The following is a 22,414-nucleotide window of genomic DNA, read 5'->3' as shown; positions in this document are numbered from 1 at the left end:
CCCGTCCCGGCCTGCCGGCGAGAGTGGGCAGGGCCGTAGCGGCATGCCTAGTGCTGTGACCACCAACGTTCAGGGCGTTGGGGTCAGGCTGCGCGGGTGGCGGGTTGGCCCCAGCGTCGTTGGCGTTCGCTGCGGATGCGGGCGCGTTCGCGGCGTTGGGCGGCCAGGACGTCGGGGTGGCGGGCGTTGGCGTTGCGCCAGCGCAGGTAGGCCTGCAGTTTCCGGGTCAGCGCGGGGTGGTTGGGGTGGTTCGATCCGGCGATGACGAAGGTACGTAGCGGCCCGAACTGAGCCTCGATCGGGTTGGCCCAGGAGGCGTAGGTCGGGGTGAAGCAGAGCTCGACCTTGTTCCGGGCCGCCCACGCACGGATCTTCGAGCCTTTGTGCGCGGACAGGTTGTCCAGGATGACGTAGATCGGCGCCCCGTCCGGGCGAGAGGCACGGATCGACTTGAGCGCGGCGAGGGTGTTCGCGGCGCTCTTGCGGCGTCGGACGACGCCCCAGAGTTGGTCGTCGCTGACGGAGTAGCAGCCGTGGAACTGCCGGACTCCGTGCAGCTTGTGGTAGTTCGCGGGCAGCCGGTGGGGGTGCCCAGCCGGCGCCCATCCCGTGCCGGCCTGCGGCCGGATGACCAGAGGGCCGAACTCGTCGAAAGCGAACACACGTTGGGGGAAGTGGCTGGTGACGTACTCGATCCGGGCGAGTTTGGTGTCCCGGTGCGGGTCGGTGGACTCCTTCCACGTCTTGGTCCGCTGAAAGGTAATGGAGTGCCGGTGCAGGATCTGCCGCAGCCGTTCCCGCCCCACGCGGACCCGGCGTGCCGAGTGAAGGCGCAGGTGGTCGGCGAGTTTGCGGATGCTGCAGCGGGTGAACGGTCGTCCCAGCTTCTCGGGGCGGGTGCTGGCCGTCTCAACGATGAACTGCTCTTCGTCAGGACTGATCTGGCGGGGACGGCAACCCGCCCACTGAGGGTCCAGGCTGGCCATCCCCATCTCGTTGAACCGGTGGATGACCTGCCGGATCGTGTCCTCGTCCGCCTGAACGAGGCGGGCGATCGCCGGCACGGTGTTCCCACCAGCCGAGGCGAGCACGACCATCGCCCGCCGTAACCGAATCGGCGAGCCGGTACCTCTACGAGTGATCCTCAGCAGCTGCTGACCCTCCTGGTCACTGAGCCGCCGAACACGAACGGGTTCTGCCACCGCCACAGCCTGACCGCCACGACCCCGCCCAGCCGACAGGCCAGACGGCGTTCATCCAACACCGTGAACGTTCGTGGTCAGGGCACTAGCGGACTGAACGGCCGCTTCCGGGACCTCGGCCGACCCACTCGCCCGATCCTTCTAGACCGGGCTGACTGGTAGCGGTGTTGCCTAATGCTTACCGGGACGGCACCTTCACCGCGGTGCGCGCGCGGAGCGGTTCACCGGTGAACGGCTCGACCCACGGCAGGTCGTGGCCGCGATGCGCCAGCTCGCTAACCGCCTACACACTCGCGGCATTGCACGACACCGGCTACCGCGTCGACATGGAATCTGGGGTGGCCAGGCCGAGTCTGCTGTCCGCCGAACCCGCCTCAGCCCGGCAAGTAGCAGAAAGAGAACCAATGCGTAGCGACTCCGACCGCTCTGCCGGAGAGTGTCACGACAGGGATCGCCGAACGGGTCGGCGGAGCCTTCGGCGTAGCCCCGGCTACGAGTGGGAACTATGCGGAGATCGCCTCGACGGTCACCGGGCCAGCCGGTCAGGTCTTCGTCAAGGCGGCCTCTGGAGAGCTAAGCGTTCGGCCACTGCGCTACGAGCTGGCGGTAACCCAGGCCATCGACCGGCACCCGCCCGCAGTCCGGTGGCACCTCGACTCCGATGGCTGGCTGGTGGTGGGAACCGAGCATCTCGCCGCTCCCCACCCCGACCTGTCACCCGGCATTGCGGATCTCGATCTGCTCGCCGTCGCACTCAAGGGACTCCAGGAGACTCCCGCGCCCGGCGAGTCATGGTTCACCCCGCCAGCCCGCCTCGGGTTCGCACACCCGGCGATGGACGGCGAGATACTCATCCACTCCGACCTCAATCCGGCCAACTTGATCGTTACTCCGCACGGCCTACGGATCGTCGATTGGGCATGGGCAACGAAGCCAGCTCCGTGGGTCGAACTCGCATTGCTCGTCCAGTGGCTCATCGGCAGCGGCCACAGCGCCGAACAGGCAGAGGAGTGGCTGACGCAGCTTCCCGCATGGACCGTGACCGACCGCGAGGTGTTGGACGACTTCGCGTCAAAGAACGCATCCAAGTGGTCGGCCAAGTCCCGGCAGAGCACCGAAAGCTCGGTACACGACCTGGCGACGTGGACCGGCGGGTGGGCAGCCCACCGGACCGCCAGCCATCAGTAAGGCACATGAGCGATAGCGGGACGGCACCCTCGTGACATGGGACCCGGAACCGCTAGCTCCAAGTCCTCCATCAGCCGGCGCCCGGTCGGACCGGTAACCCGAGGCCGCCGCCGGGCGCCCCCACGGCGATCGGACCCCAGGGCCGAACGCCCTGCTCCCAATCTGCTCCCAATTTAAGGGGCAACAGCGCGGAAGCCCGTTACCGGCTGAACCGGCCACGGGCTTCCTAGCTGCATGTATCTATGGTGGGCGATACTGGGATCGAACCAGTGACCTCTTCGGTGTGAACGTAGTCGTCTGCTCGGCCGAGCTCCGGACGACGAAGCGTCACCATCGCCGAGTCATAGAGGCGCATCCTTGACTTCCCACGGCAGAAAGCCTGGTGAGTGTCGGTTTTTGGTCTCGCCGTGGAGGCTGCCGTATGCAGAGGTGGCCCTTGCTGTTGGTGGTGGCAGGGGACGGCCCCTGCCACCACCTGACATCAGGTCACGCTGGTCGAGGGGTCGGCTCCTCACCCTGCGGTTTGTGGCTGCTGAGCATGCGAACGGTGGTACTGGTCTTCAGCGGTGACTCGGCTGGCCCTTTCAGGAATGGGTTGATGTAGACCGGGCGGCGAAGCGATCGGCCTGGGCCGTGGGCTTGGTTGCGCCAGTGGCCGGAAACCCAGAACCGGCTACTCTGGCGCTGCCCTTGCTCCCCCGGCGTCGTCTCTGCTGCGTCGCTCGGGCTGCGGCGGCCGCGGATCCGCACGATGCGCACCTCTGGTTGGTCCCGCTTCGTACGGGCATAGGCCTTGGCGATGGTTTTGTCGACTCTCGCGACGTCGACCTCTGCGGCCTTCTGAGTGATCAGCAGCCATGTAGCGAACAGGGCGGCTGCGGGGTGGCCGGCATCGATCAGATGTTGCTCGGTGAGGTGGGCGGCCGTCATGGGTACGAGCCAGCCGACTTGCTCCCGGAGCCGTTGCAGGGGTTTGCCGTCGAGTCCGGCGCCGATGGCGCGGTAGAGGACCAGCTGCCAGCCGTTGTTGGCCAAGGTCCAGGAGGCGGCGGTGATCTGGTGTTGGGTCACGGGCCGCGACCAGGTGATGAGTACGTTGGCCGGCGGGCCGAGGTCGTGGCCGATGGTGAGGGCGGTGAGCTGCGTGGCGGCGTGTTCGGCGAGGTCGGTGAAGTCGTCGTCGATCCAGTACAGGCGCGACTGGTCGAGTCCGTCAGCGACCTGGGCGCGTGTTTCGGTAAGTCCGAGCGCAGCGGGCAGGTGGTCGTTGCCTCGGTAGAGGTGGGTGAGCCGGTCGCGCACCTTGGGCAGGTCCTTCGCTGCGATGGATGCCGCTGGCCAGGGGGTTGTGGTGAGGAGCGTGCGGTCGGGGAGGCGGGCGTCGAGGAATGCCAGGTGCAGTTCCTGGATGCGCCCTCGTACTTCCGGGTTGGTGCGGACGTCGAGGGCTTGGACGGCGCGGTCGACGACCAGGTCTGGGCGGCCGTCGTCGATGTGGGTTTGGCAGGTGGCGCATGCTGCCCACGTCTCGCCGAAGTTCTGCACGAGGGTGGCGGTGGAGCCGATGGCGACGGCGGTGACGTTTGCGCCGTGCAGCGTCCAGATCGGGTAGGGGTCGCCGCAAAAGTCGCAGGTCCGGCGGACGGTGGCGAGTTGGCTGACCGGGGCGGGCTCGGGGGTGTGTCCGTCGGTGGCGAGGTGGACCGGGTGGACGTGGGTGGGTGGTGTGCCGAGGGTGTTGAGCGGGACCAGGCAGGTGCGGCAGGCCATCTCTTCGAGTGGGGTGGTCATGCTGGGGCTCCGTCGATCGGGCGTCGGCGATCGCGCAGGCGTGGTCCGCGGCGGTGGGGCGCGGGTGGCATGGTCATGCCTGGCTGGTAGGTGGCGTATCGGTTCCGCCCGTTGCGTTTGGCGTGGTACATGGCGACGTCGGCCCGGTGGAGCGCGACGTCGGTGAGCGGATCGGTGGCTTCGACGAGGGCCAGGCCGATGCTGGCGGTGACAGAGTGCTCGTCGGTGCCGAGGGCGACGGGCTCGGCGATGATCGTCGCGAGCGCGTCGGCGATGCGGTCCGGTTCGCCAGCGCGGCTGGTTAGGAGGACGGCGTATTCGTCGCCGGCGAGCCGTGCGGCGGCGCCGCCATGGAGGGCGGCGAGGTCGGCGATGCGGTCGCCGATAGCGATGAGCAGGTCATCGCCGTGGTCGTGACCGTGGGTGTCGTTGACGTGCTTGAAGTCGTCGAGGTCGATCAGGGCGACGATGATCGGCTGGGCGGAGGGCTCGTCGGCGAGGGCGGCGTGGACGGCGCGGAGGCCGGCGCGGTTGAGCATGCCGGTGAGCGGGTCGTAGAGCATCGAGCGGTGGGTGTCGGCGAGTTGGTGGCGTAGGCGGTGGATGGTCGGCCAGGCGGTGAGCCGGCCCAGGACGTAGGCCACCACGGCGGTGGCGATCATGAGCAGTGGTCGGGACACTGGGGTCCTCCCTTGTTGGAGAACCCGGGACGCGGACGTTTCGTAGGCGGCGCGTCCCGGGTCCTGATACGACGACGGCCCGCCAGTGGCGGGCCGGTTCGGTTCTTGCTGCAAGGACTCGCGGCACTGGTGGCCGGAACGTTCGGGCCAGGGCCAGGCCGGCGGCGCCGGACAGCGGCACGTCGAACCGCACTGCAGATACGACAGCAGCCAGTCACCTCGTGACTGGTCGCGAGATGGTGTCAGCGGCGTACCGGGTGTTTGGCCTGGTCGGCGCGGAGCCTGGCCGGGAGCTCGGCGGGGATGTCGGCGTAGGGCTCAAGGGCCGAGAGCACTTCGGCCGGGTCGAGAATGGTCTCGACCCGGCCGAGGTGGATGACGGCGGGTTGCCGATCGGGTTCGGTCACCGGGTCCCAGGTGAAGTCGACGAGGGTGGCGACGTAGGTGCGGTGTGGGCTCCAGCCGACCTGGATCGTGTACCGGTCGAAGCCCGGCCTGGGTACGAGGGTGTAGAGGCTCATGGGTTCCTTTCATGGAGATCTCGCGACGTTGCCGAGTCGCTGCCTCCGACGACCTGCTGGCCGCGAAGGCTGACCCGGAGACCGCCAGCGGCGCTGGTTCTCCGGCGCTGCACTCCCCTGCTCTTGACCCCTGCGGAAAGGCTGGCGCTGCTCGGGCCTGTCAAGCGGGTACTGCGGTGGGCGCGATGGGAGGCTGACGTCCCTGGCGGCAGGCGTCGCGGCGAGCTGGGGCTCAAGCCGGACGGTGTCGGAGACGTTCCTCCGCCGCCTCGATGACCTTGTCTCGGCGTGCGGCGGGAAGATCGGCGAGCAGTTCGACGTAGTGCTGTTCCTGTGGGGTGAGCGGTTCGGCGAAGGCCCGTTTGTACGCCAGCCGGGCTGCTTCGTGTTCGGCCTCGATCGGGCCGCTGTGGTCGTAGGCGGAGGCAACCTCGCGGAGTTGCGCGGCTGCGGCGAGGGGGTCTCGGGACAGCGAGGTGTCGTAGAGACGGAAGTTCGCGGGCAGGTCGGCTGCGGTGATGGCGGTGATCAGGCAGAGGTCGGCTTGGACGCTGTAAGGCCACGAGTTGCCGTGGGTGGGTGTTTCGCCGCGGGCGCGCAGGGCGGCGCGCTCGGCATACCAGGACAGCCGGGCTTCTTGTGCTCTACGGGCGAGAGCCAGCAGGATGGCGCGAACGGGATCCATGATCGTTACTCCTGTTCCATCGGGTCGTCGGGCAGGGCGGTCGGTTCGGAGTCGACGTCGTTGAGGACTTCCTCGACGACGGTCGGGGGCACCCCGGCCTGTAGGGCTTGAAGGACCGTCTCGGCGAACTGGTAGGCGCCGTCGATGTGGAGGGCGTGTTCGGCGGCCATGGCGGCGAGGACACCGTCGCCGCAGCGCCAGGCGGTGACGGCGAGCAGGGTGGCCGGCGCCGGTACGAGCGGCTCGTCGGCGCGGCGGGTGATGTCGGCCCAGAAGTCGACGTGCCGGCTGTGTGGCTCGGTGAGGCCGACGGCGACGTCCCGGATATCCCGGTCGACCAGCAATGTGGTCAGCCACGCCACCTCGTCATCGGTGAGTCGCGCTCCCGCGTCGTGTCGACGTAGCGCGTCGCGGACGGCCCGCTCACCGGCCTCATACATCGCGGTGCCGCCGACCACGTGCAATGCCTCCAGTCGGATGCGCGCCTCGCGGCTGGCCCGTTGGATGGCGTCGCGCGCGGCGCCGCTCACCGGCGTGATTTGGCCGGCGACCGACGCCCGGTCGGGTCGAACCACGACGCCCGCGATGGTCGCCCGGACCGCAACCGTTGATGCGATGGGGTCGAACGGGGTTCCCTGGGGCGGGCAGCAGGCAGGATTAGCGCAGATAAGGCTGAACAGGCGATCCCTAGCGATCCGCAGCAAGTCGACGACGGGCAGTCCGGCGGCGGCGAAGGCGTCGCTGAGGGCGCGCAGCGCCGGGTCGATGGGGTCCGGCGTGCCGTAGCCGATGATCACCACGTGGGTGAGCGGTTGTTGCCGCTGCACGACGGGGATGAACTGATCGGCGAGGGCGTCCAGCTGGTGTGCGTGCTCTGCACCGGTCGGCAGGTCACCGCGAGCGGCGAAGACGATCCGTCGGTCGTTGCAGGCGATGACGACGACGCTGCCTTCGCTGGGATGAAAGCCGATGAGATAGGGCACTGCAGCGGCCAGATCGGCCGGCGAGCGGACTGTCACTTTGTTCTCGGGTGACGACACGATGACCTCCACGATGTGACTCGGTTCGAGGGGATGGGATTGCCGACGGCATGCGGGCGAGCGGGGTGCGTAGCCCTGATGACAGGTGGTGCCGGCGTCGGCGTCCGGCTCGTGACAGACGGCAGCGGCGGCCACCCGAGTGGTGGCCGCCTGACCGATGGATGGAGCGCCTGATCGCCGAAGACACGAGCGGGCTTGACGGATTGCGGCGTTCTGAGGCTGGCGGTGGCGGCCGACCGGGAGCGGTGGGCGCGATGCCGTCGCGGACGCGTCAGACGAGCGCGAGAGGAAGAGAAGAGAAGGAGCCCTGAGGCTATTCGGGCTCCCGGAGACAGGGCCCGACGTGTCAGACCTGGCTATCTGTCAGGTCCTGACAGCCCAGCCGCCGCGATGCCGGCAGCTCGGCGGCAGCGCCAACAAAGGCGTCTATGGACGCCGTAGCACGAGGACGTCCTCGTGCGCGATCAAGTGCATGGGAATGCCGTCGTCGCGGGCGCGGCGCACAGCCAACAGCACGAACATGTTGGCCCGGTGGACGATCTGCCCGTCGCGGACAGCGGCGAGCATCGCCGCGCACCGCTGCACCGGGATCAGCCCGACCGACCGGGCGACGGCGAGCAGCTCGCCAGGCAGATCTATCAGGTCGTCGCGCTGGCGGCGCACCGGCCGGCAGGTGATCACGACGATCCCGCCGGGGCGCAGAAGCCGGTAGCTGGCGGCGAGGATCGTGGCGAACCCATCGAGCAGACGCGACCAACCACCGTAGGCGAGGTTGCCGCTGTGCCGGTCCCCGTAGTGGTGGTGTCGCTTGCGCACGCCGGCGCTCGTCGTCTGGACCAGTCCGTGAGTGCCGCGTCCGTAGGGCGGCGAGGTGAGCACGAGCGAAACTTGGCCGACGATGGTTGCGGGCACCAGGTCGAGCAGTCCGGTGGCGTCGCCGGTGAACACCCGCGCGGTTCCGGGGGCGTTTTGCCCCGTGGCAAGAGCGATGTTGGCCTCGGCGATGGCGGTGTAGCGGGGTTCGATGTCGATGCCGAGTCCATGACGGCCGAGGTGCATGGCCTCGACCAGGGTGGTCCCGACCCCGCACATCGGGTCGAAAACCAGATCCCCCGGCCGGCTGTAGGTGGCGATGGCATGAGCAGCCGCGTGGGGCAGCATCTTGGCCGGATGGCTCGACGTCGTCGGAATGTACCGGCCGCGCCGCTGGTCACGGGCGGGTATCTGGCAGGTCAGCCACACCGAGGTGATCGGAAGCGAGTCACCCATGGCCGTCGCCGCGCTGCGTGGTGCCTCGGGTCAGGATCAGCACGTCGGTGTGGATGTCGAGGTGCGTGCGCAGGCCACGCCGGGGCGGTCGGTCAGCCGCCACGACGTGCTGCAGATACATCAGTCCGCTCCGCTTGGCGGCGACGACCACGTCGACAGGCAGGGCAACGTCGTCGTGCGGCAGCAGCACCGCGACACAGCCACCAGGCAGCAAACTCGCACGGCAGCGGGTGAAGAACTCTTCCGGCGCGGCGGCCTCGTGGGGCGGCCAGCCGGACACGATCAGCGTCGCCGGTTCCGGGCCCCGCTCTCCAGGACCCGCCAGGGTCAGATGGGCACGGCGCTGCGTGCCGATAATCGCGCGGGCCAACTGCGGCCCCACCGTCAAGTCGATGATCAGATCGGATGAGTGGCTGAGATTGTGGACCAGCCGCACGCCCATCGCGTTGGACATGGTCTCCCCCGCCTGCGGCGCGGGGACCGGCCACACGGTGATCGGCACGGGCGGGTCGCCGGGCACCACATCCCCTACAGGATCGGGTGCGCGACGTGGATTCTTGTCGGTCATAGGCACGTGGCCCCCGGACCGGCGGACGTACTGACGATTCCCAGGGCCACGCTGACAGGCCGATCGAACCCACCCCCGGTCTGACAGGACCCATCACCCCGGCGGCAAGCGGCGCCAGGTCAGCAGGTCGACCCGCTCTGACCGGTGTGGACCTGTCAGGGTCGGACACGACCCGTCCGACCCTGACAACCGACTCTGGTGTCAGGCTGAGCTGTCCCAATCGAGGGCCTCGGGAACGTCGCACCAGGCGACGTCCTCCGGTCGAGGGGACCTCACCGTGGCACCAACGACGCATGCAACGCCGACCCACACGGCGTTGAGCACCGCCGAGAAGGCGTTCGAGCTGCTGACCTGCGAACCCGCACCGCTGATGTTCGACGCCCGTCCGGTACCGGGCCTGCCGGACCGGCCACTGCCGCTGGACGAGCTACGCACGTTGCTGCTCGGCGAGCATCACAGCAGCGACACCACCGACGTGCTGTGGCGACAGCTGGCCCACCACGCCCGCGAGTGGGGGCCGGCCTGGGTCGTAGGCGCGATCGGCGTCGCGCTCCCGGCGCTGACGCACCTTGCGGCAAGGATCAGCCGCGGCAGTCGGAGGCACGCCGACGATGTGGACTCCGAAGTCCTCGCTGGTTTCCTTGACGCTCTCCGCACCGCAGACCTTGCGCCGCCTCGGTTATGGCTCCGGTTGTGCTGGGCCGGCTGGCGCGCCGCAGTCGCGGTCGTCAAGGTCGACGATGGTGAGGAATTGCCACCCGACCTCGCTACCGGCTCGCGGACACCCAGAATGCCCTATGGGCATCCCGACCTGCTGCTCGGCCGGGCAGCTGCCGCTGGCCTGATCACCCCCGACACCGCCGAGCTGATCAGCGCGACCCGTTTCGGCGACGCCCTGATCGAGCACTTGGCCGGCGAGCAAGGCGTGACCGCATCTGCACTGCGGATGCGCCGGCGTCGCGCCGAGCACCTCGTGGCCGCCGCTGTCAGCCGGGGCGACCTGTCCGGCCCGATTCCTTCCGGGTACCGAGCTCAGGCACTGACCATGGCCGTCGAACCCTCCGAGGGCGGAGCGCCACGGCGTGAAAACCGCAAGGAACCGAGGCGCGCCTCTTCCGCACGGTAGGCGGATCCGCGCACCTGCTCCTCGTTCCGTCCCCGTCGGTCTCAGTACTCGGGCCGGTGCAGAGGGGCGATGCTCTCAGCGCAGGCGGCCAGGCTCGACCAGACCCGTTTCGTAGGCGACGATGACCAGTTGCGCCCGATCGCGTACCGCCAGTTTGGTCAGCAAGCGCCCGACGTGCGTCTTCACGGTGGCCAGGCTGAGACCGAGGTGCCCGGCCAACTCCGCGTTGGACAGGCCCCGGCCGATCAGCATGAGAACCTCCCGTTCCCGCTCGGTCACCCCGTCCAGCCGTCGTGGCAGCGGCCGGGCCGGTTCGGGCCGACGGGCGAACTCGTCGATGAGCCGCCGGGTCACCGTCGGCGCGAGCAGCCCTTCTCCGGCGGCCACCACCCGGATGCCGGCCAGTAGTTCCGCCGGCGGGGTGTCCTTGAGCAGGAACCCGCTGGCTCCGGCCCGCAGTGCCCCGTAGACATACTCGTCCAGGTCGAACGTGGTCAGGATGACGACCCGGGTGCCGGCGATGGCGGGGTCGCCGCAGATCCGCCGGGTCGCCTCGATGCCGTCCATCTCCGGCATCCGCACGTCCATCAGCACCACGTCCGGCCGGTGCTCGGCGGCCAGCGCCACAGCTTCCACGCCGGTGCCCGCCTCGCCGACAGTGGTGAGGCCCGGCGTCGAATCGACCAACAGCCGGAAACTGCCGCGCAGCAGCGCCTGGTCGTCGGCGATCAGCACCCGGATCACGCGGCCACCCGATAGGGCACGCGCGCCGTCACCGCGTAGCCGCCGCCGGAGCGTGGCCCGGCGTGGAACTCACCTCCGTGCGACGTCACCCGTTCCCGCATGCCGATCAGCCCGTGCCCCTCCCCGCCGGACAGCACAGGCCGGCGGCCGGCGTCGGTCACCTCGACCCGGACCTCGCGAGGCGTGACGGTCACCGTCGCCCGGCAGGCGGCCGGCGCCGCGTGTTTCACCACATTGGTCACCGCCTCCTGCACGATCCGGTACACCGTCAGTCCCACCGACTCCGGCACCGCGCCGGCCGGTTCCTCCCGCCGTACGTCGAGCCGAACGTCCACCCCACCGATCGCCGCCTGCCGGGCGAGCACGGGCAGCTCGTCCAGCCCGGGCACCGGGGCGTACGGGGTGTCCTCACGCAGTATGCCGAGCACCCGGCGTACATCGGTGAGCGCGTTGCGGCCGGTCTCCTCGATCACCCGCAGTGCGGCCCCCGCCTCGCGGGGGTCGGTCTCGGCGACGTGGTTGGCGACCGCCGCCTTCACCACGATGAGGCTCAAGGTGTGGGCGACCACGTCGTGCAGTTCCCTCGCCACCCGTAACCGCTCCTCGGCGACGGCCTGCCGGACCACATGCTCACCCTGCCGGGCGGCGAGGGCGCGTCGCTCACGGACCAACCAGCCGATCACCCAGGCAGGCGCGATCATGACGGCGGCGTAGACCACGGCACCGGTCCGCGACCAGAGATCACCAGCGGTCAGCGCCAGCGCGACGCTCACCAGAGCGAGACAACCAGCGGCGCCGAGCAGCGAACGGCGGGTGGCCGTCGACGCGCCCACCGTGTAGAAGGACAGACCGACGGCGACCGCCGGAGCGGCAGCGGCGAAGTTGGGAATCACGCCGGTGACTAGGGCTGCTGCGGTGCTGCCGCTGATCATGACGGCGACGGGGACCGGCCACCGTCGCCGGACGGCCAACGGCAGCCCGAGAGACATCCCGACGAGCACGGACACCCAGAGCGGCTCGCGTACGCCACCGTGCAGCGGTGATTCCAGGGCCGCGTACGGGCAGAGCAGCCCGCCGACCGCCACGGCGAGCACGGCGTCCACGACGTACAGGTCCACCGGCCGCAGCCGCCGGGTCAGCAGGGGAGCTGTCACCCGCACGACGGTATCGGCCGGCCGGGTCCGATGCGTCCACCTGCGGGCGGTCATCCCGGAGGACGACGTACCGGTGATTCCGGCTCTCCGCCTCCACCCGGCGGAGGGCCGGAAAGTGTCCACGCCGGCACGACGCGCGCACCCCGCACACCGGGCACCGTGGCGGCCATGACCACACACACGGTGACCCTGACGGGGCTACGCGCGGTGTACGGCACCGGGACCCGGCGGGTGACGGCGCTCGACGGCGTGACGACCGGCTTCGCGAGCGGCACGTTCACGGCGGTGATGGGCCCCTCGGGCTCGGGCAAGTCCACCCTGCTGCACTGCGCGGCAGGGCTGGACCGCCCGGCCGAGGGGACCGTCACCATCGACGGCACCCGCCTCGACGACCTGGGTGAGGACGAGCTGACCCGGCTGCGCCGCGATCGGATCGGATTCGTGTTCCAGGCGTTCAACCTGGTGACCACCCTGACCACGGCGCAGAACGTCGAGTTGCCGCTGCGCCTGGCCGGCCGCCGCCCGCCGGCCCGGGACGTCGCCGCCGCGCTCGACGCCGTGGGGCTGGCTGACCGGGCCGGGCACCGGCCGGGTGAGCTGTCCGGTGGCGAGCAGCAGCGCGTCGCGGTGGCCCGGGCGTTGATCACCCGCCCGGCGGTGGTCTTCGCCGACGAGCCGACCGGCGCGCTGGACAGCGCGGCGTCCCGGCAGGTGCTCCGACTGCTGCGCGCACTGGTCGACGACCAGGGGCAGACCGTCGTGATGGTGACCCACGATCCCGCCGCCGCCGCGTACGCCGATCGGGTCCTGCTGCTCGCCGACGGCCGCGTCGTCGACGAGATGGACGGCGAGATCACCGCGGCGGTGGTCGCCGCGCGGATCGCCGAGCGGGAAGCCCGCCCGTCCGAGCACGCGGCCGCGCCTGCGGGGCCGTCGTGTTGAGCATCAGGCGGTCGGTCAGCGCGTTCGTGGCCGTGGCCATCGGGGTCACGCTGGTCGCGGCGGCCACCCTGCTTCTCGCCTCCGGGCGCCCGCAGGTGCCGGATCGGCTCGCGCGGGCGGCGGTCGTCGTGCAGAGCCCCGAAGCGGGCGCATCGCCGGACTCGTTCGTGCCGACGCGGCCCTGGTCCGCCACCACGACGGCGAAGCTCGTCGGCCGGCTGGCCGCCCTGCCCGGTGTCGCGGCGGCCGTGCCGGACCGGACCTTCTACGCGCAGCCGCTCGTCGACGGTCGCCCCGCGGGCACCGATGGACGGCGGGAGGACGCCCACCAGGGGCACGGCTGGGCCAGCGCCCGACTCGGTGGACTGCGCCTCACTGCCGGCGAGCCGCCCCGCAGGCCCGGCGAGGTGGTGGTGGACCGTGCACTCGGGCTGCGCCCCGGCGTGCCGGTGACCCTGCTGACGGCGGCAGGCCCGCAGCCGTACACCGTCACCGGCCTGGTCGACGGGCCCGGCGTCCATGTCGCCGACGAGGTGGCCGCCACGCTCGCGCCCGGCGTCCGGGCCATCGGGCTGGTGCTCGCGGCGGGCGCGGACCCCGAGCGGGTCGCCACGGCGGCTCGCGGAATCGTCGGCGCGGACGGATCGGTTCTGACCGGCGACGCGCGTGGCGCCCTGGAGCCCCGCAACGACGCCCGCACCCGCTGGATCGGCATGCAGGTGCTCACCGCCACGGCAGCCCTCGCCGGCTTCGTCACGGTGTTCGTGGTCGCCTCCACCTTCGCGTTCACCGTCGCGCAGCGCCGCCGTGAGCTGGGCCTGCTGCGCGCCGTCGGCGCCACCGGGCGTCAGGTCCGCCGCATGGTGTACGGCGAGGCGCTCGTCGTCGGCGCCGCGGGCGGGATCGCCGGCCTGCTGGTGGGCGGCGGGCTCGCACCGCTGCTGGGTCGGCTCCTCGTCGACACCGGCTTCGAACCGTCGACCTTCAAGGTCGGGTACGAGCACTGGCCGGTCGCGCTCTCGCTTGTCGCCGGGCCGGTGATCTCGCTGCTGGCAGTCTGGTCGGCCTCGCGCCGAGCGGCCCGGGTCCGACCGCTTGAGGCGTTGCGCGATGCCGCGGTCGAGCAGCGACCGATCGGGCGGCTGCGCATCGCCACCGGCGCGCTGCTCGTCGCGGTGGGGGGCGCTCTCAGCGTCGGGACGGCGACCGCCGGCGAGGCCCGCGTCGCGGCGCAGTACGCCCTGTACGCGGTGATGGCCCTGGTGGCCGGTGCCACAGTGCTTGCTCCGGCGGTCGTCGGCCCGCTGGTGCGGATGTTGCGGTGGCCGGTGCGCCGACCGGGTGGCGCGATCGGGATGCTGGTCCGGGCCGGGGTGTCGACCGCGACCCGGCGGACCGCTTCGATCGCCGCCCCGGTGCTGCTCACTGTTGCGTTCGCGGTGCTTGTCGCCGGAATGGTGCGGACCACCACGGCTGCCTACGCGGCGGGCCGGGCCGACAACGTCAACGCCGGCTGGATCGTCGTGCCCGACCGCGCACCAGGCCTGTCGGACCAGGCCGTAGCGGCAACCCGGGGCACCGCCCTCCTCCCGACGACGGTCTACGAGAGCGACCCGAACTCGCCGCCGGCGAACCGGCCACTGACCGCGCTCGGCGTGGACCCGGCGGGCTTCGCCGCCGCGAACCGGGCGCTCACCGTCGTCGCCGGTTCACTGAACGACCTGAGCGGCGACGACACGGTGGTCCTCCCCGCCTCGGCGAACCGGCAGCCGGCCGAGCCGTACGCGCTGGTCTTCGCCGATGGGGAGTCGGTGTCGCTGCGCGTCGTCGCGGTCGTCACCGACGACTCGATCCCCGGCGACCTGCTACTGCCACGATCCGTGGTGCGGGCACACGACCCCTCGGCGCTCACCTCCACGGTGTACGTTGAGGACCGGATCGATCCTCCAATCGGAGCACGGATCGTCGACGTGCCCGGGTGGGCGGCCGAGGCGGACCGCGCCGAGGACCGCCTCGTCTGGCTCTTCACGCTGCTACTGATCGGTGTCTCGGCCGGCTACGGGGCTGTCGCGGTGGCGAACACGTTGCTGATGGCCGCCGCCGGCCGGGTGGCCGACCTGCGGCTGATCCGGTTGGCCGGTGCGACCCGAAGGCAGGTCATCTGGCTGGTCACGGCCGAGTCCGCCCTGGTGGTGCTGATCGGTGCACTGCTCGGAGGGGCTGTCGCGTTCGTCGGTCTGCTGAGCATCCGTGCCGGCCTCGCCGAGCAGGCCGGCGTACCGGTCGACCTGGTGCTGCCGTGGTCCGTGGTCGGCGGGGTGGTGGGCCTCTGCCTGCTCCTGGCGGTGCTGGCGAGCGCACTGCCGACCTGGCGGTCACTGCGTCCCGGTCCCGCGCGGTCTCCCGTCGGCATCGTGGGGTGAACCCGTGCCACAGTCACCGTGCTCCTTCTCCACTGGACGGAGGGAGCTGGTGCTCCCCGGGGACGGACATCGGGTCGAGACGCCCGACGACGGGTGCGGCAGAGGACTGGTGCTGCCGCGCCTGCAGGCCGGGAGTGGGGATGGCCGAAGTGTGTTGCGCCGTGCCTGTGGCTGAGCTTCGAGGTGCCGCCCCGGCTGGCCCGAGCAGGGCCAAGGATCGAGTCGTCGTCCGCTCACTGACTGGTCGTGTCAGGGCGTGACAGGCGGCAGCCGGGTTCGATCTGTCTAACAGCGCAGTTCTGGGCGATGCATGCCTTCCATGGCATGTCCGCCCGGCGGAGGTCGTTCGCGTGGCGGGTCTGAGGTGAGTTCGGCATGGCCGGCGCGGCGTACTGACACCGCGATCCCTGCGCTAGACCGCGAGGGAGGAGCGCCCCCACCGACCCACACCGGTCCCTCCCCGAGGTCTCCGCCGGGCGGCACACAGAACCGTTTTGGAGTGCCGTCATGCACCTGACGCTGTCTGTCCTGTCGGAGATCGCCGCCGCGCCACAGCCGCCGTCGGTCAAATCTATCCATCAGGTCATCTCGAACATCACTGGCTGGATCATGGGCATCATCGCGTTGGTCGCGACGATGTTCCTGGTCATCGGCGGTCTGCGGTACATGGCCGCCGGCGGTGACCCGGCCCAGGTCGAGCAGGCCAAGGGCAACTTCAAATCTGCGTTGGTCGGCTACGCCTTGGCGGTGTTGGCCCCGGTGATCCTGCAGGTTTTGCAGGGCATCCTCGGCGGCTGAGGATGACCACCTGGTTGATGAACGATCTGGTCCGCTGGCTCGCCGAGCGAGTAATCGATCTTCTCGGTGGCCTGCTGGCTTTCCTGACGTCCTCGATCTTCGTGTCGCCGGATGTGACCGGGCTGCCGCAGGTGCAGTCGATCGCCGGAAAGAGCGCCCTCGTGGTCGACGCCTGCTTCATTCTCGCGATCGTCGCCGCGGGCGCCGCGGTCATGTTGGGCGACTCCGTCGAGACCCGCTACACGGTCAAGCAGCTTGTGCCGCGGCTCGTGGTCGGGTTGGTCCTGTCGGCGTTCGCGGTTCCGTTAACCGGCGTGCTCATCGAGGTGGCGAACGCGTTGACCACGTCGCTTGCCGGGGTGGACGCCCCGACGACCGAGGCGGTCACGTTCGTGAAGGCGCGGCTCGCTTCGGCGATGGGTGATCCGAGTTCTGGTCTGCTGATGCTGATCATCGGGCTGCTGATCGTGGTGCTGATGTTCCTGCTCGTCGGCGGCTGGCTGATCCGCATCGCGGTGCTGGTCGTGTTGGCCGGTGTCGCGCCGGTGGCCCTGGCGTGCCACGCGACCCCTTGGACAGAGCGGGTCGCGCAGTTGTGGTGGCGGTCGGTGCTGGGCTGTCTGGCCACCCCGACGCTCCAGGCGGTCACGTTCTCGGCCGGCGTCAACCTGGTGATCGATCCGCGGGGGAACCTGCCGGTCCTGCTCGGCCTGCCTGGCTCCGACACCCTGAACCTGCTGCTCGTGGTCGTCGTGCTGTGGATGACGGTCAAGGTTCCGAGCCTAGTGCGGCGGTTCTCCGGTCAGCAGGGCCGCAGCGTCGGCATCGGCGGCGTCGTCCTGCGAACGGTGGCCCTGCAGGGAATGACCCGCAACCTGGGCCGACTCAGAGCCGCCCCGGTCCGGCGCACCCCGCTGGCGTCGAGCAACCCCATCCGACCGCCCTACCGCCACATGCCCGGCGTCTACCCCAGCCCGGAGTGATCAATGAACAATCTGGATGAGGCGGCGCCGCGTGCGGTGGTGCCGGCCAACGTCAACGAGCCGGACCGGGTCGCGTTCGGGCTCACCTTCCGTCAGCTCGGCATCATCGGCAGCGTCGGCTTGGCCGCTGCCGGTGTCTACCGCTCGTTCGGGCATCTGCTGCCGCGGCCCGTGTGGCTCGTCGGCGGTGCTGTCGTTTTCGCTGTCGCGGTCGTGGTGGCGCTCGGCCGCCGCGACGGCCTGCCCTTGGACGTGTGGCTGCGGCACGCCCTCACGCTCTCGCACAGCCCTCGCGTGCTGACACCCGGGACGGCCCGCGCGGTCCCGGTCGCGGCCGTGGAGGGGAAGCCGATCGTGCCGGCGCTGTTGCGGTCGCCGGTGACGGCGGTCAGCCCCGCTGGTGTGCTCACCAGCGGGGGCAGCGACAAGGTGGTGATCGCCTGCGGCACCACCAACATTCACCTGCGCACCGGCGGGGAGCAGGGCGCGTTGCTGGACGGGTTCGGCCGGTTCCTCAACGGCTTGACCGGGCCGGCGCAGATCGTCGTGGCCGCGCAGCGCCACGACCTGGCCGCACACGCGAGCGCTGTCGCCAATCACGCCCGGCGCCTGCCGCACCGGGCGCTGCAGGCCGCCGCCGAGGACCACGCCCGATTCTTGCTGGACCTCGACGGCGAGCGTGATCCGTTGCGCCGGCAGGTCCTCGCGGTCGTCACCGGCGCGCGAGCCGGCGACACCGCCGTGCGGGCGTTGTCCGGGCTCGGCGTGCACGCCACCGTGCTGGACGGGCCTGCGGTGTGCGCCGCGCTCGCGGGCGCGGTCGACCCGTTCTCCCCACCGGCACCCGGCCCCCGCGCGGTGCCCGGCGTCCCCATCACTCTGCGGAGCAGCACATGAACCTGTTGAAGACCCCCAAGAAGAGTGTCCGAGGCGTAGAGGGCATGCCGTCGCCGGCCGCGTTGTCGGTCACCCCGTCACATGTGCGGGTTGGTGACGGGTACGCCGCCACCTACGTCGTGTGCGGCTACCCGGCGGAGGTCGGCCCGGCGTGGCTCGACCCGCTGCTGTCCTACCCGGGACGCGTCGACGTCGCCGTGCACCTGGACCCGGTGGTGCCGCAGTTGGCCGCGCCGATGCTGAAGCGGCAACGCGCCCGCCTCGAATCCTCCCGCCGGCTCGACGCCGACGCCGGCCGGCTGGGCGACCCGATGGTCGACGCCGCCGCAGCCGACGCCGCGGACCTGGCCGAGCGGGTCGCCCGCGGGGCGGCGAAGCTGTTCGAGGTCGGCATCTACGTCACCCTCCACGCCCGCACCCTCGACGACCTCGCCACCCTCACCGCTGGGATGAAGTCCGCGGCGGCGAGCGTGCTGTTGGACCTGCAGCCGGCGACGTTCCGCCATCAGCACGGCTGGCTCTCGACGTTGCCGGTCGGGGTGGACCCGCTGCGGATGCGCCGCGTGCTGGACACCACCTCTCTCGCGGCGGCGTTTCCCCTCGCCTCCCCGGACCTTCCCGCCCCCACACCCGGCAGCATTCCCTTGGCGGAGGGGGTGTTGTACGGGGTCAACACGACCTCCAACGGGGTGCTGGTGTGGAACCGGTGGGCGCAGGACAACCACAACTCGGTCGTCCTCGCTCGCTCCGGGGCGGGCAAGAGTTACTTCGTCAAGCTCGACGTCCTGCGCAACCTCTATCAGGGCACGACCGTCAGCGTCATCGACCCTGAGGACGAGTACACGCCGCTGGCCGACCACGTCGGCGGCACGGTCGTGCAGCTGGGCGTGCCCGGGGTGCGCATCAACCCGCTTGACCTGCCCGACGACCGGCGGCCGGACACGCTCACCCGACGCGGCCTGTACCTGCACACGCTGATCGCGGTCATGCTGGGCGCGGCCCCGCCGCCAGCCGAACGCGCCGCCCTGGACCGGGCCATCACCGCCACCTACGCCCGCGCAGGCATCAACGCCGACCCGGGCACCTGGACGAAGCCCGCTCCCCTGCTGCGCGACCTGGCCGAGGTGCTCGCCGGGGACGGGGACCCGGCGGCCGGGCAGCTGGCCGCCCGGCTCGTTCCCTGGACGGTGGGGAACTTCGCCGGCCTGTTCGACGGGCCTACCACCACCGTCCCGCACGGGCACCTGGTGGTCTGGTCGCTGCGGCACCTGCCCGACGAGCTGCGGACCATCGGCACGCTGCTGGCGCTCGACTCGATCTGGTCGGGCATCGACACCCCGCCAGCCGGCACTAGTCGGGGTCGGCATCTGGTGGTGGTGGATGAGGCCTGGCTGCTGATGCGCGACGGTGAAGGCGCGCGGTTCCTGTTCCGGATGGCGAAGGCGGCCCGCAAGCGGTCGGCGGGGTTGTGCGTCGTCACGCAGGACGCGGCTGATGTGCTGTCGACCGACCTGGGGCTCGCCGTGGTGTCCAACGCCGCGACGCAGGTGCTGATGCGCCAGAGCACCCAGTCGATCGACGCTGTCGTGGAGGCGTTCAACCTCACCGCAGGTGAGGCACGGCTGCTGCTGGCCGCGCCCCGGGGCGAGGGGCTGCTCGTCGCGGGCCGGTCGCGGATCCCGTTCCGCAGCGTCGGGTCGGCCGCGGAGCACACGATCGCCGTCACGGGCATCGGGGAGACCGAGTGACCGCCACCCCGGGCTGGCCCGCCAACATGGGGCATTGGGTGCTCGCCCGGCCGTGGCTGGCCTTCGTCGCCGCCGCGATCGTTGTCGCGGCGGTGTTCGGGCATGACCAGGTGCTCGCCTGGCGGCATCGGCGGTTCACCGCCGGCGCGCGATGGCTGACCGTCGCCGCCCCGCCGCAGGTCACCGCCGAGGCCGCCGCAGCGTTCTGGACCACCCTCACCGGCGTCCTCACGCCGTCGGTGTGGCGCCGCCGGGTGTTCGGCTACCCGCATGTCGGCTGGGAGTACACGTGGACCGGCCGCGCGCTGACCATCCGGGTCTGGGTGCCCGGCACGGTGCCGCCCGGCGCGGTCGAGGCCGCCGTCCGCGCGGCCTGGCCCGCCGCCACCATCACCACCACAGATGCCGCCGCGCCGATCCCGCCGCAGGTCGGTGAGGGGGTGGGCGGCGCGCACTGGCCGCAGCACCCCGACGGGCTGCCGCTGCGCAGCGACCACGACACCGATCCGCTGCGGGCGCTGCTCGCCGCCGGCGCCGAGGTCGGCCCCCGCGAGCACGCCTGCGTGCAGGTCCTCGCCCGGCCGGCGCCAGCCCGCCGCGTCCGCGCCGCCCGCCGGGCCGCGGCAACCGCCGCCACCCACCCGCACGGGCGGCCGGACCTGGCCGCGCGGGCGGTGTCCGGTATGGCGAGGCTGGCCGTCGAGCCGCTGCTGTGGCTGCTCGAGGTGTTCACACCCGGCCCGTCCAGGCCGCCGCGCGGCTCGGCTGCGGCGGGTCGGGTGGCCGAGCGGGATCCGGTGGCCGCCGCTGAGGCCCGCACGGTGGTGGAGAAGGCGGTGCGGGTGCCGCACTTCGAGATCGCGGTCCGGTTCGCCGTCGCCCGCGACCCGGACACCACACCACTGGATGCGGGGCGGGCCAAGCGCATCCGTGAGCGGCTGATCGGGCTGGGGCACACGATCGCCTCGGCCGCCGCGGCGTACACGGGCCCGAACCGGCTGCGGCGCATGAAGATGCCCCACCCGGTCGCCACCCTCGCCGGGCGCCGGTTGCGGCGGGGGTTCCTGGCCACCGTGGCGGAACTCGGGGCCCTCGCCGCGTTGCCGCAAGACCTTGCCGTGCCCGGCTTGGACCGCGCCCGAGCGAAGGCCGTGCCGGCGCCCGTGCAGGTCCCCGGCGGTGGGCGTGGCGTCAAGATGCTCGGCCGCGCGCAGATCGGCCGCCACAAGGTCGGGTTGACCGTCACCGACGCCCGCCAGCACGTGCACGTGGTCGGCAAGACCGGCGTCGGGAAGTCCACGCTGCTGCTGAACATGATCCTCGGCGACATCAAAGCCGGCCGGGGCACGGTGGTCATCGACCCGCGCGGAGACCTGATCACCGACATCCTCGACCGGCTCCCCGCCACCTCCGCCGGCAAGATCGTGATCATCGACCCGGACCAGGAGAACCCCGGCTGCTTCAACCCGCTCGATGACCGGGGAGACCCGCACCTGGCGGTGGACAACCTGGTGGGGATCTTCGCGAAGATATTCCAGGGGCAGTGGGGGCCGCGGATGGACGACACGATGCGGGTGGCGTGCCTGACGCTGATGCGCCACGCCAAACCGACGCTGAGCCTCGTGCCGTCGCTGTTGCAGGACAAGGACTTCCGGGCCCGGTTCACCCACGGCCTGGACGACCCGGACGGTCTCGGCGGGTTCTGGGTCTGGTACGACGGCATCAACGAGCAGTTCCGCGGCCAGGTCATCGCCCCCGTCCTCGCCCGGCTACGCGCGTTTCTACTGCGCGACTTCGTCAAGTCGGTCATCGGCAACGCGCACAGCTCGTTCGACATGGGTCGGGTGCTCGACGGCGGGGTGCTGCTGTGCCGACTGCCAAAGGGGGTGCTCGGGGAGGAGACGACGCGCATCCTGGGCTCGCTCATCGTCGCCCGCGTCTGGCAGGCCGCCATCGCCCGCGCCAGCATCCCGGAGGACCAGCGCCGCGACGCCGTGCTGTACGTCGACGAGTGTCACAACTTCCTGACCCTGCCCGGCTCGGTCGGGGACATGCTGGCCGAGGCACGAGGGTTCCGGCTGGGTCTGGTGCTGGCGCACCAGGACCTGGCCCAGCTCCCGAAGGATGTCGCCGCAGCAGTGTCAGCCAACGCCCGATCGAAGCTGTTCTTCAACGTCGACCCGGCTGACGCCCGGGAACTGTCGCGCCACACCAAACCGGAGCTCGACGAGCACGACCTCGCCCACCTCGACGTCTACACCGCCGCCGCGCGGCTGCTGGTCGCCAACCGGGAGCTGCCTGCGTTCACGTTCACCACCAACCCGCCGGCGGAGGTGGTGGGTGAGGCGACCGCGATCCGTCAGGAGTGCGCCGCCGCGCACCGCCGCGCCGACGGTGAGCCGCCGATGCAGCAGGTCGCCCGATCGGCGATGAAACGGCGGATGGCCAGCCGGGAGCGCTGAGCAACGGCCTGCTCGTTTCGGGCCTCGTCCGGGTGCCGCGGTGAGGGCTCGCTTGGGGGTGTCCGCGAGACGAGACCTCACCCGAGCCCTCCCCCACCGGCCTGTCAGGTGCCTGACCTGCCCGTACCCGGCCTACCGTCGGCCTGTCCGCGAGATCAACTCATCCAGACTCCCTACCGGGACTCTCTCCGCA

The 22,414-nt window shown here is 71.0% G+C and carries 19 protein-coding genes; 9 read left to right on the top strand and 10 right to left on the bottom strand.

What is annotated here, in order from left to right; all coding sequences use genetic code 11:
- Nucleotides 1-83 precede the first annotated feature (83 nt).
- Nucleotides 84-1,202 carry an IS630 family transposase gene (locus GA0070562_RS20525; protein WP_254663835.1) on the bottom strand — a complete coding sequence of 373 codons (1,119 nt, stop codon included), beginning with the start codon at nucleotides 1,200-1,202 and terminating at the stop codon, nucleotides 84-86.
- A 672-nt stretch (nucleotides 1,203-1,874) separates the two neighbouring features.
- Between GA0070562_RS20525 and GA0070562_RS20520 the strand changes: the two genes are divergently transcribed.
- Nucleotides 1,875-2,390 (top strand): phosphotransferase family protein, encoded by a 516-nt coding sequence (locus GA0070562_RS20520; protein ID WP_338060917.1) that lies wholly within the window; start codon nucleotides 1,875-1,877, stop codon nucleotides 2,388-2,390.
- Between the two features lie 486 nt (nucleotides 2,391-2,876).
- On the opposite strand, the gene GA0070562_RS20515 is transcribed toward GA0070562_RS20520, so the two are convergent.
- The 7 genes from GA0070562_RS20515 to GA0070562_RS20485 form a co-directional block, all read right to left on the bottom strand.
- Nucleotides 2,877-4,181, bottom strand: coding sequence for an AcrVA2 family anti-CRISPR protein (locus tag GA0070562_RS20515; RefSeq protein ID WP_091424760.1), 1,305 nt, complete (start codon nucleotides 4,179-4,181; stop codon nucleotides 2,877-2,879).
- Nucleotides 4,178-4,843 (bottom strand): GGDEF domain-containing protein, encoded by a 666-nt coding sequence (locus GA0070562_RS20510; RefSeq protein WP_091424757.1) that lies wholly within the window; start codon nucleotides 4,841-4,843, stop codon nucleotides 4,178-4,180. The genes GA0070562_RS20515 and GA0070562_RS20510 overlap by 4 nt, the downstream gene beginning before the upstream one ends.
- A 260-nt stretch (nucleotides 4,844-5,103) precedes the next feature.
- Nucleotides 5,104-5,382 carry a hypothetical protein gene (locus tag GA0070562_RS20505; protein WP_091424754.1) on the bottom strand — a complete coding sequence of 93 codons (279 nt, stop codon included), beginning with the start codon at nucleotides 5,380-5,382 and terminating at the stop codon, nucleotides 5,104-5,106.
- A 232-nt stretch (nucleotides 5,383-5,614) separates the two neighbouring features.
- Complete coding sequence (locus tag GA0070562_RS20500; RefSeq protein WP_091424751.1) at nucleotides 5,615-6,067, bottom strand: hypothetical protein; 453 nt, start codon at nucleotides 6,065-6,067, stop codon at nucleotides 5,615-5,617.
- 5 nt (nucleotides 6,068-6,072) lie between these two features.
- A complete protein-coding gene (locus GA0070562_RS20495) occupies nucleotides 6,073-7,119 on the bottom strand; it encodes a DUF4192 domain-containing protein (RefSeq protein ID WP_254663834.1) in 1,047 nt (348 codons plus the stop codon).
- Between the two features lie 414 nt (nucleotides 7,120-7,533).
- Nucleotides 7,534-8,376, bottom strand: a complete 843-nt coding sequence (locus tag GA0070562_RS20490) for a TRM11 family SAM-dependent methyltransferase (protein ID WP_091424747.1) — start codon at nucleotides 8,374-8,376, stop codon at nucleotides 7,534-7,536.
- On the bottom strand, nucleotides 8,369-8,878 hold the full coding sequence (locus GA0070562_RS20485) for a hypothetical protein (RefSeq protein WP_254663833.1): 510 nt from the start codon (nucleotides 8,876-8,878) through the stop codon (nucleotides 8,369-8,371). Before GA0070562_RS20485 ends, GA0070562_RS20490 begins: the two co-directional genes overlap by 8 nt.
- A 382-nt stretch (nucleotides 8,879-9,260) precedes the next feature.
- Here GA0070562_RS20485 and GA0070562_RS20480 point away from each other — a divergent pair, with 382 nt between their 5' ends.
- Complete coding sequence (locus GA0070562_RS20480; protein ID WP_254663832.1) at nucleotides 9,261-10,070, top strand: hypothetical protein; 810 nt, start codon at nucleotides 9,261-9,263, stop codon at nucleotides 10,068-10,070.
- A gap of 75 nt (nucleotides 10,071-10,145) precedes the next feature.
- Here GA0070562_RS20480 and GA0070562_RS20475 read toward each other — a convergent pair whose 3' ends face one another.
- Nucleotides 10,146-10,814, bottom strand: a complete 669-nt coding sequence (locus GA0070562_RS20475; RefSeq protein WP_091424744.1) for a response regulator — start codon at nucleotides 10,812-10,814, stop codon at nucleotides 10,146-10,148.
- Nucleotides 10,811-11,968, bottom strand: a complete 1,158-nt coding sequence (locus GA0070562_RS20470) for a sensor histidine kinase (RefSeq protein WP_254663831.1) — start codon at nucleotides 11,966-11,968, stop codon at nucleotides 10,811-10,813. The genes GA0070562_RS20475 and GA0070562_RS20470 overlap by 4 nt, the downstream gene beginning before the upstream one ends.
- Before the next feature lie 168 nt (nucleotides 11,969-12,136).
- On the opposite strand from GA0070562_RS20470, the gene GA0070562_RS20465 reads away from it, so the two are divergent.
- The 7 genes from GA0070562_RS20465 to GA0070562_RS20435 all read left to right on the top strand — a co-directional run bounded on the left by GA0070562_RS20465 (nucleotide 12,137) and on the right by GA0070562_RS20435 (nucleotide 22,221).
- Nucleotides 12,137-12,910, top strand: a complete 774-nt coding sequence (locus GA0070562_RS20465) for an ABC transporter ATP-binding protein (protein ID WP_167435540.1) — start codon at nucleotides 12,137-12,139, stop codon at nucleotides 12,908-12,910.
- Nucleotides 12,904-15,333, top strand: coding sequence for an ABC transporter permease (locus GA0070562_RS20460; RefSeq protein WP_091424739.1), 2,430 nt, complete (start codon nucleotides 12,904-12,906; stop codon nucleotides 15,331-15,333). Before GA0070562_RS20465 ends, GA0070562_RS20460 begins: the two co-directional genes overlap by 7 nt.
- Before the next feature lie 507 nt (nucleotides 15,334-15,840).
- The gene (locus GA0070562_RS20455; RefSeq protein ID WP_091424736.1) at nucleotides 15,841-16,131 is read left to right on the top strand and encodes a pilin; all 291 of its coding nucleotides are present in this window, start codon (nucleotides 15,841-15,843) and stop codon (nucleotides 16,129-16,131) included.
- Nucleotides 16,132-16,133: 2 nt separating this feature from the next.
- Nucleotides 16,134-17,114 (top strand): conjugal transfer protein TrbL family protein, encoded by a 981-nt coding sequence (locus GA0070562_RS20450; protein WP_091424735.1) that lies wholly within the window; start codon nucleotides 16,134-16,136, stop codon nucleotides 17,112-17,114.
- 3 nt (nucleotides 17,115-17,117) lie between these two features.
- A complete protein-coding gene (locus GA0070562_RS20445; RefSeq protein WP_091424731.1) occupies nucleotides 17,118-18,011 on the top strand; it encodes a PrgI family protein in 894 nt (297 codons plus the stop codon).
- Nucleotides 18,008-19,759, top strand: coding sequence for a VirB4 family type IV secretion system protein (locus tag GA0070562_RS20440; protein ID WP_091424729.1), 1,752 nt, complete (start codon nucleotides 18,008-18,010; stop codon nucleotides 19,757-19,759). The genes GA0070562_RS20445 and GA0070562_RS20440 overlap by 4 nt, the downstream gene beginning before the upstream one ends.
- 26 nt (nucleotides 19,760-19,785) lie before the next feature.
- A complete protein-coding gene (locus tag GA0070562_RS20435; RefSeq protein ID WP_476737601.1) occupies nucleotides 19,786-22,221 on the top strand; it encodes a type IV secretory system conjugative DNA transfer family protein in 2,436 nt (811 codons plus the stop codon).
- The last annotated feature ends 193 nt before the right edge of the window (nucleotides 22,222-22,414 follow it).

It is taken from the genome of Micromonospora tulbaghiae (assembly GCF_900091605.1).
Taxonomy (GTDB): Bacteria; Actinomycetota; Actinomycetes; order Mycobacteriales; family Micromonosporaceae; genus Micromonospora; species Micromonospora tulbaghiae.
The sequence above is the reverse complement of the archived record's forward strand: the minus strand, read 5'-3'. Positions and strand labels throughout refer to the sequence as shown.